At 66.3% G+C, this 2,857-nt stretch carries 2 protein-coding genes and 1 pseudogene; all 3 read left to right on the top strand.

Annotated elements, in window-relative coordinates; all coding sequences use genetic code 11:
* Positions 1–1,162, top strand: a 1,162-nt coding sequence (locus EOA75_RS31395; protein ID WP_206517089.1) for a strawberry notch C-terminal domain-containing protein, incomplete at its 5' end; no start/stop codon positions are given.
* A gap of 5 nt (positions 1,163–1,167) precedes the next feature.
* Positions 1,168–2,199, top strand: coding sequence for a toprim domain-containing protein (locus EOA75_RS31390; RefSeq protein WP_127326011.1), 1,032 nt, complete (start codon positions 1,168–1,170; stop codon positions 2,197–2,199).
* A gap of 330 nt (positions 2,200–2,529) precedes the next feature.
* Positions 2,530–2,857: pseudogene (locus tag EOA75_RS31380) on the top strand (hypothetical protein); the annotation flags it as partial.

Here is a 2,857-nt window from a genome sequence, read left to right as displayed (position 1 = left end):
GGGGATGTTCCGCTCGGAGGACAATCTCGAATCCCAATACGCACGTGACGCGCTCAGGCAATTCTACAAGCTCATCCACCGCGGCGGGATCGCGGGCTGCTCGCTGGACAAATTCGAGGCGATCACCGGCCTGTCGCTGACTGCGGAGGAAGGCGGGCTGAAGGACGAGCTGCCGCCGATCCACACATTCCTCAACCGCATGCTGGCGCTGACGATTGCCATGCAGAACCTGTTGTTCGATGCCTTCGAGCAGTTGCTGGCCGCCCGCATCGAGGGCGCCATCGTCGCCGGTCTCTATGACAAGGGTCTGGAGACGCTTGTCGCGGACCGCATGACGGTGAAGGAGCGCAAGCTGATTTACACCCATCCGGTCACCGGCGCCCAGTCGCACCTGCTGACGATCGAACGCATGGATCGCAACAGGCCGATGCCGCTCTCCGAGGCCTTGCATCTTGCCGCTTGTGATCGCCAGGCCAAGCTCATGGTGAACGGCAAGTCCGGCCGCCCGGCCGTGCAGGTTCCCACCCGCTCGGTCATGCTCGACGACGGCTCTGTCCAGCCGCGCGTCGCTCTCATCCGACCGATGGACGAGATGCGTTTCGAGCTGCGTCAGCTCGAAGAAACGAACTGGGAGGAGGCGGACGAACAGATCTTTTCCGCCGCCTGGAGCACCGAGGTCGCCAATCTTCCGGAATTTTCGATCTCGACCATGCATATGGTCTCCGGCCTGCTGTTGCCGATCTGGAAGCTGCTGCCGCAGGATTTCTGCCGCGTCTATCGGCTGGAGACCGATGAAGGCGAGCGCATCGTCGGCCGTCTGATCTCCGCGGAAGGGCTCACCAGGCTTTGCCGAAATTTCGGGCTCGACCGGACCGAGGTCATCAGCGCCGACCAGGTCTGGCAATCGTTGCTCGGCGGCTCCGCGGTCGTCGGTCTTGCGGGCGACATGACGCTGCGCCGGGTGCGGGTGATGAACGACTACCGTGTCGAGCTCACCGGCTTCACCGAAGGGATGCGCGACAGGCTGAGAGCAATAGGCCTGTTCTCCGAAATGATCGCCTGGAAGGTCAGGTTCTTCATTCCGACCACGGATGAAGGACCGGCGATCCTGGCTCGCCTCCTCGAACGACACCACGTCGTCGACGTCGCTGGGCGTGCGTGATCGTCATGTTGTCCGCCTCGGAACTGGCGGACCGTCTCGCGCATAATGCCGAGGCGGTCTGCCGCCGTTATCTCTCCGCCGGCCGTCGGGTTGGCAATTACTGGATCGTCGGCGACGTCGCCAACAGCAAGGGACGTTCGCTCTATGTGCATCTTGCTGGCCCTCGCAAAGGCCGGTGGGCGGACGCGGCGACGACCCAGTTCGGCGACCTGCTCGATCTCGTGCGGGAAACCTGTGGACTGGTCGATTTCCGCGATGTCGCCGATGAAGCACGGCGTTTCCTGAACGAGCCCCAGCCCAGCCCAGCGTCCACCGGTTGCGATGCCAGCGTCCCTTTGATCGGGCGACCGGCTGCGGAACGCGCCCGACGGCTTTTCCGCATGACGCAGCCACTCGCTGGTACGCTGGCAGACAGCTATCTGCGCCAGCGCGGAATCCTGCGGGCATCTCTTCATCCGGCACTGCGCTTCCACCCGTCCTGCTACTACAGGGATCACGTGACCGGCCGGACGAGCAGTTATCCGGCGTTGATCGCCGCCGTGACCGATCGCTTAGGCGCGATCACCGGCGTGCATCGCACATGGCTGGACCCGCAGGGCGACGGCAAGGCGAAGGTCGACGATCCCCGTCGCGCCCTCGGCGGGCTGCTCGGCAATGCCGTTCGCTTCCGCTTTCCTGTCCACGGCCCCGTTCCGGTCATGGCCGCAGGCGAGGGACTCGAGAGCATGCTGTCACTCTCGCACGTGATGCCCGGCATGGCGATGATCTCGGCGCTGACCGCCAACCACCTTGCCGCCTTCCAGCTCCCGTCCGGATGTATGCGCCTCTATATCGCCGCCGACGCCGATGCCGCCGGCCGGCACGGCATCGAGAGGTTGAGCCGCCGCGCGCAGGCGCTCGGGATCCTGCCGCTCGTGCTCGCGCCGGAACTCGGCGACTTCAACGAGGACCTGCGCCGGCTCGGGCCGGACCGGCTCACGGCCCAAATAAGGGCGCAGCTCGCCCCGGAAGACGCTCACGCCTTTCTTCCCGCGTGAGCGCGCCGGGAGACGGAGAAAGGGGCCAGGGCGCGGCGTGGCGGGGAAGGCCGGTCCGCAGGGTGTCCGTCGGGTGGACGCGCGCCCGCGGGCCTGCCGAGAGGCGACCCTTACCATCCGGCGTTCGGGCCTTCAGCGGGTCAGTCAGGTTTCTTCCCCTGCCGGGCCTGGAAGGCGGCCCGGCATTCCTCGCGGATCAAGAAACCTTTCCTCCGCCGCCCGGCGCTGCGCTGGGCCGCGGCGCGAGCGCCGCGGTTCCGGCCGCCCGCCGCATGGAAGGGGATCGCCGTCAGGCCGCGAGAGGCGCGGCCCAAACCGACGGAGACCATCATGAACCTTAACCTTCCCATCGACGATGCCCTCGAGCCCCACCACGCCTCTTCCCCAACCGACCGCTTCATCTACGAGATGCAGATCCACGGCCATCGCCCCTTCCAGGACGAGCTGGACCCGCGCCCGCTGCCTGAGGAGCCAGCCGTCCAGTCGGCGCTGACCGCGATCTTTGACGCCATGTTCGAGATGCTCGGCGACACACGGCTGGAGCCAGATCTTGAAGACCTGCTCTGGTCGACGGTCAATCTCTTCCACCGCGCCGGCGAGCGCATCCAGCGCGAGCTTCAGCGCAACGAAGACGCGCAGCGCACCGGCCAGCGCGAGC

It is taken from the genome of Mesorhizobium sp. M1A.F.Ca.IN.022.07.1.1 (assembly GCF_003997575.1).
GTDB lineage: Bacteria > Pseudomonadota > Alphaproteobacteria > Rhizobiales > Rhizobiaceae > Mesorhizobium.
This window is presented reverse-complemented; position numbering and strand designations above follow the sequence as displayed.